Source organism: Megasphaera sp. DJF_B143 (assembly GCF_900320625.1).
Lineage (GTDB): Bacteria > Bacillota > Negativicutes > Veillonellales > Megasphaeraceae > Megasphaera > Megasphaera hexanoica.
Genome location: NZ_ONTA01000278.1, coordinates 1 through 6,184, shown reverse-complemented (window position 1 = coordinate 6,184; position 6,184 = coordinate 1). Strand labels below are relative to the sequence as shown.

The window sequence follows — 6,184 nt, the reverse complement described above, 5'->3', positions numbered from 1 at the left end:
GGCAGATGCCAGTGCTGCAGCATGCCGGCACTCAGGATGGCGAGAGAAAATAAGGCGGGATAGGTATAGGTCGTGTATTTCGTGGCGACAAGAGTAAAGAAGATGAATGTTACGGCAGCATACAGGGCGAGCAGCAGCGCGCAGGAATCACTGCCTGCAAAGGGCATACGGCGTTCTTTCCTGTATTTCCAGAGAGCCCAGGGCCAGGTAAAACTCCAGGGGGCAAAACCGGAAAAAAAGATGATGATATAGAAATACCAGACGTTTTTGCTGCCGTGTTCCGGAACGGTTGCCCGGAGAAAATTGTGGACACCGAAGAAGTTCAGAAGAAAATCCGATCCATGAACCTTGTACATGAAGCCGTACCAGAGACCGGTGATGACGAAGAAGAGGACCATGCCGCTCAGCAGATGGACGTGGAGCAGTTCTTTCAGGTCATGGCGCAGGATGAGAAATATCAGGGCAGCCAGTGCCGGCAGGGCCAGTCCTATGGGACCTTTGGTCAGTACTGCCAGGGCGGCCATGACATAGGCGGCCCAGTACCAGCGGCGGTTTTCCCTATAGCCGAGGTAGAAGAAGGCCAGGCTGGCACTCATGAAGAGGAATAACGTCGCATCGGTGATGACTGCCTTGGAGAGAAGCCAGCATTCGACGCTGGTCATGAGGATGATAGCGGCAGAAAAGGCAAGAGACCGGCCGTATACCCGGGCGGTGAACCAGTATGTGAACAGTACACCTGCCGTCCCCATCAGTGCCGACGGAAGTCGTGCCGCAAATTCCGTAAAACCGAACACGGAAAAGGAGAGGGCTAGTTCCCAGTAATAGAAAATAGGCTTATCATACCAGTAATGGCCGTATATCTGAGGCGATAGCCAGTCGCCGGAGAGGACCATTTCCTTTGCCGTCAGGGCGTAATTCGATTCGGCGGAATCGGTAATCGCCAGAAACGAATTGGCCGCCAGAAACAGGACGAGCGCACAGATGCTGAGAACTACATAGGGATGCCGTTCGATGTACTTCATACCATAACCTTCTTTCTGCAAGATAGGTTTATGGTACCAGAGAAATGTTATAAAAAGCGTAAGGACATTTAAAGAAAATATAAGAAGTGTTAAATAAAAATTAAACAGAAAAAACGGTCATTGCAACCGGGGCGGACGGATAGTAAGATAGAACGGGAGGGATGATTGTGACTATAAAAAAACGCCTGATCCTATCGCATATACTCGTCTTCGTCGTACCCATACTCATGACGGCCATCCTGTTTCTGATGGCTGCCGGCGGACTCTGGCTTTTTACGCAGAGTGGAAACCACGTCTACGTCGAAAGTTCCACCCAGTTTAACCGGGCCAGCGATGTGGTCCATCATTTCGTGTTCCGGGCCCTGCGCAGCAGCGGTGATGATCCGGAACATTATAAATGGATCATTGAAATGCTGTCGCCGGAACAGAGTTACGTCGTACTGGAAAAAGACGGCGGCCGTATTTACGAATACGGCAATGGCCAGCTTGCCGGCATGATGGAAGACATTCCCCGTGATATCCGGGAACGTCCGTTTTTCAGCCAGAAGCGGGATACATACGTCCATGCCGATACGGGGCAGTTTTATTATATGGAAAAACAATATATCAATGATTCGCTGTATCATTTGTATTTTGTCAGCCGGCAGATGCCTCATGGTACGGATGATGCCGTGGAACATGCCACCCAGGGAACGCTCTTTGCCATCTTTCTCGCCTTTTTCCTGCTCCTGGCCGGGACCATTTTCTTCCTGACGCGGTTTGTACTGCGCTATATTTTGCAGGCGCTCCGGCTGCTTCAGAACGGATCGGATCAGGTGCGGCAGGGAAATCTCACCTGCCGCCTGACCTACAACCATATGGATGAAGTAGCGCCCGTCGTCGATACCTTCAATATCATGACGGAAGAACTGGAGCGGTCGCTGCAGGAACGGACGCGGCAGGAAGAAAACAGAAAGGAACTCATTGCCAGCATGTCCCACGACATCCGCACGCCCCTCACGGCTATCCGTGCCTATATTGAAGGGCTGGCTGACAACGTGGCCAATACGCCGGAACGGCGCAGACACTATATTGAGGTCATCCAGAAAAAGACAGAAGATATGAGCCGCATGATTGACCAGCTGTTCCTCTTTTCTAAAATGGATCTGGGAGAAAAAGCATTGCCTCTACAGTCACTAGAGCTAAATGAAGTAATTTCTGATATAATAGAAGAAAATAAAGAAGGCTGGCAGTGTCATCAGGCTCTGGTAGTGTGGCAGCGTTCCCCAGAGAAACTGCCTGTGATCGGAAGCCGGGAAGTATGGCAGCGCATCATGACGAATCTGGTGGCCAATAGTATAAAATATAAAACAGAAGAAGATGTACACATCCGTATCCGCGCATGGAGGCAGGATAACACGGTCTGCCTGGAAGTCGCCGATGACGGGCCGGGTGTGCCGGAAGAAGCGCTGACGCGCCTGGCAGAGCCGTTTTACCGGACGGATAAGGCGCGGAGCCGTACTGGTGATGGCAGCGGCCTGGGCCTTTCTATCGTCGCAAGGGGGATACAGCTCATGGGCGGGACCGTCATTTTTCTGCCGGTCCATCCTCATGGCTTATGTGTACATATGGAACTGCCTGCCGGGGGAGATGCTCTATGAATGAACGTATTTTAATAATAGAAGATGATCAGGATATTGCCTTTATTGAAAAAGATTACCTGGAAATGAGCGGATATACCGTCGTCATTGCCTCTGACGGGCTGGCCGGGCTGAACGAAGCGCTGAGTGGCACGTACCAGCTGGTACTTCTCGATGTCATGCTGCCCGGCATGGACGGGTTTGAAGTCTGCCGCCGCCTGCGGGATAAGGTGGATATCCCTATTATGATCGTCACGGCCAAGCGGGAAGATATCGACAAAATCCGGGGACTCGGCTTCGGTGCCGACGACTACGTGGAAAAGCCTTTTTCACCGAGCGTCCTCGTGGCCCGGGTCAAATCCCAGCTGGCCCAGTACCAGCGCCTGAAAGGGTCATCGCTCAGGAAAAAATCGCGCATTACTCTGGGAAATATTTCCCTCGACCCCGATACACACCGGGTATTTGTGGGAAATAAGGAAAAAGTCCTGCCCAATAAAGAATTCCAGGTATTGGAATTTCTTATGGTCAATGCCGATATGGTATTCAGCAAGGAAACGATTTATGACAAGATATGGGGCATGGATTCCCTGGGCAATACGGCCACGGTGCCGGTCCATATCAACCGCCTCCGGGAAGCCATCGAAAAAGATCCCAATAAGCCGTGCCATCTGCTCACCATATGGGGCGTAGGGTATAAGTTTAAGCCATAACAGGCACGGAATCCGTGAAAAATACTGGATGAAAGATTCCTTCCTATGGTATAATTGAAGCTACCATTTAGTTTTTTGGGGGGTATAGTATATGGAATTGGAAATGGAGTTCATCAGGAAACTGCCGTCGCCGCAGGAACTGAAAGAAGATTATCCGGTCGAGCCGGCCATTTATGAAACGAAACGCCGGCGCGACGAAGAAATTAAAGATATCCTTACGGGCAAAGATTCCCGTTTCCTGCTCATCATCGGGCCCTGCTCTGCCGATAATGAAGAAGCCGTCGTGGACTACGCACACCGCCTGGCCCGCGTGCAGGAACAGGTCAAGGACACGATTTATATCATTCCCCGCGTATATACCAATAAACCGCGTACCATCGGGGTAGGGTACAAGGGAATGCTGCACCAGCCGGATCCGGAAGGTAAAGAAGACATGCTGGCCGGCATCATCGCTATCCGCGATATGCACATGCGGGTCATCAGGGAAACGGGATTTACCTGTGCAGAAGAAATCCTCTATCCGGAAAACCACCGGTATTTATCGGACTTATTATCCTATGCCGCCATCGGGGCCCGTTCGGTCGAAGATCAGCTGCACCGTATGATTGCCAGCGGCGTCGGTATTCCTGTAGGAATGAAAAACCCGACATCGGGTGATATTTCCGTCATGCTCAATTCTATCGCCGCAGCCCAGCATGAACAGCAGTTCCTGTTCCGCGGCTGGGAAGTCAAGACGTTGGGGAATCCGCTGACCCATGCGATCCTGCGTGGCTATGTGGATAAATTCGGCAAAAGCCTTCCCAACTATCATTATGAAGACTTGCAGCGCCTGTTCGAAGAATATGGCAAACGGGACCTGGAAAATCCGGCCGTCATCATCGATGTCAATCATGCCAACTCAGGTAAACAATATCTGGAACAGATCCGCATTTCCAATGACGTCCTCTACAGCCGTCATATGAATAAGGACATCAAAAAGATGGTAAAAGGACTGATGATTGAAAGCTATATTGAAGACGGAAACCAGAAAATCAGTGATGGCGTATATGGCAAATCGATTACTGACCCCTGCCTGGGCTGGGAAAAAACAGAAGCACTGATTCTGGAACTGGCAGACCGCGTAGATTACTAACCTAAATTTCAGATATAAGGAGATAACATTCATGCTTAAACAGATTTCTCTCTTCACGGCAAATACAAATGGCGCCCTGGGCCGGGTTACAGATGTGCTGGCTAAGGCAAATATCAATATTTACACCATACTGGCCAATGACAGTGCCGAATTCGGCATCCTCCGCATGATCGTAGATGACTCGGAAAAAGCGCAGGAAGAACTGGTCAAAGCGGGCTATCAGTGCCGCATCGACAAAGTACTGGCCATTGATATGGCATCGGATAAACCAGGCACACTGAACAAAATCCTGTCCAACCTGAGCCGGGCCAACGTATTCGTCAAATACTGCTACATTTCCTTTGACCGGGAAACATCCTCTCCCATAGCAGTTCTTAAAACAGACGAACCGGAAACAGAAACCTTTCTCAAGGGCAAAGGCTATCGCCTGTTAGACCGCTTCTGATGCGGCGTGTGTTTGTCCAGTCTTTCCTTTCGTGTGATAATACTAAAAAAGGAGATAGCCCGGTGGCAGCACATCGGCTCTCCTCTATTGATGTTGATTGAAGAAGACCGTGTACCGCGAGGTATGCGGTCTTTTTCAGTTTACAATCTACATAATCCATGCATTTTTGTGGCAAAAGCAGGATGGTTCATTGTATAATAAAGGTAAATGGTCAATGAAGGAATCGATATCTATGGTGATATCTTGATACATGTAACGTGACGATAAAAAATTATGCAATGTATTCCGGAGGTGGTCGTCGTGGCAGGAGAACGGGCCGTGCAGGGTGTCAGCCCGGATATGCTTATGGAGGCAATGGATGCCGTAACCGATGGCGTCGTCATTGTCGATACGGATTCGCGGATTGTGTATTTAAATGAAGCGTATACGCATATTTTGAACGTAAAAAAAGAAAAAGTGTTATACCGGCGCATGGATGAAATTGAACCGGGAGCGGTCATATTGGATACGCTGATGGATCATAAGCCGCGGCTGCATCAGTTTGTTGAGGTACGGACGCGGGGAAAGAAGATTCTCGTCAACATTACGCCTATCTTTAAGGAAGGCGTCTTTTGTGGTGCCATATCGGTATTTAAAGATATTACGGAAATTACGGTAGTGCAGCGGGAACTGGAGAAGACCCAGCGCCTGAGTCATTCCATATTTAAAGCTTTGTCAACGGAGAAGCCGTCATTGCCCAGAGAATTTTCTCATATTATCGGCGAAGACCCGGCCTTTTTGCGCTGCCTGAAAATGGCGGAAATCGTGGCGCCGACGGATGCGACGGTCCTCATTGAAGGGGAAAGCGGAGCCGGGAAGGAAGTCTTCGTGCAGGCCATTCGCAGCCTGAGCGGCAAACGGAGCTATCCGTTTGTCAGCATGAATTGTTCGGCCATTCCCGAAACGCTGATTGAGAGCGAACTCTTTGGTTATACGTCGGGGTCTTTTACGGGTGCTTCCCGGGGCGGGAAGGCCGGCAAGTTTGAACTGGCTGATGGCGGTACGATTTTTCTCGATGAAATCGGCGAGATGCCCTTATTCATGCAGTCTAAATTATTGCGGGTTCTCCAGTCCGGAGAAATCCAGAAGATAGGGTCCGACAAAGTACAGAAAGTGGATGTCCGGGTCATTGCGGCGACGAACCGGAATCTGAAACAGATGGTAGAAGACGGGAAATTCCGGGAAGATTTGTATTTCCGCCTCAATACCTTTAAAAT

6 protein-coding genes are annotated in these 6,184 nt (G+C 50.0%); 5 read left to right on the top strand and 1 reads right to left on the bottom strand.

Going from position 1 to position 6,184, the window contains the following annotated elements:
- On the bottom strand, window positions 1-1,022 hold a 1,022-nt coding region (locus DBO31_RS08135; RefSeq protein ID WP_150824897.1), incomplete at its 3' end, for a glycosyltransferase family 39 protein.
- 167 nt (window positions 1,023-1,189) lie between these two features.
- Here DBO31_RS08135 and DBO31_RS08130 point away from each other — a divergent pair.
- From DBO31_RS08130 to DBO31_RS09500, 5 genes are all read left to right on the top strand, one after another.
- Window positions 1,190-2,662: a cell wall metabolism sensor histidine kinase WalK gene (locus DBO31_RS08130; protein ID WP_159897815.1), complete on the top strand. Its 1,473-nt coding sequence runs from the start codon at window positions 1,190-1,192 to the stop codon at window positions 2,660-2,662.
- A complete protein-coding gene (locus DBO31_RS08125) occupies window positions 2,659-3,351 on the top strand; it encodes a response regulator transcription factor (RefSeq protein WP_059076991.1) in 693 nt (230 codons plus the stop codon). Before DBO31_RS08130 ends, DBO31_RS08125 begins: the two co-directional genes overlap by 4 nt.
- 91 nt (window positions 3,352-3,442) lie before the next feature.
- A complete protein-coding gene (locus DBO31_RS08120; protein WP_059076990.1) occupies window positions 3,443-4,483 on the top strand; it encodes a 3-deoxy-7-phosphoheptulonate synthase in 1,041 nt (346 codons plus the stop codon).
- Window positions 4,484-4,514: 31 nt separating this feature from the next.
- Window positions 4,515-4,928, top strand: a complete 414-nt coding sequence (locus DBO31_RS08115; protein ID WP_059076989.1) for an amino acid-binding protein — start codon at window positions 4,515-4,517, stop codon at window positions 4,926-4,928.
- Window positions 4,929-5,201: 273 nt separating this feature from the next.
- On the top strand, window positions 5,202-6,184 hold a 983-nt coding region (locus tag DBO31_RS09500), incomplete at its 3' end, for a sigma-54-dependent Fis family transcriptional regulator (protein ID WP_150824895.1).

Coding starts and splice junctions, on each gene's coding strand:
- DBO31_RS08115 (WP_059076989.1), top strand. CDS start 4,515: ATGCTTAAACAGATTTCTCTCTTCACGGCAAATACAAATGGCGCCCTG.
- DBO31_RS08120 (WP_059076990.1), top strand. CDS start 3,443: ATGGAATTGGAAATGGAGTTCATCAGGAAACTGCCGTCGCCGCAGGAA.
- DBO31_RS08125 (WP_059076991.1), top strand. CDS start 2,659: ATGAATGAACGTATTTTAATAATAGAAGATGATCAGGATATTGCCTTT.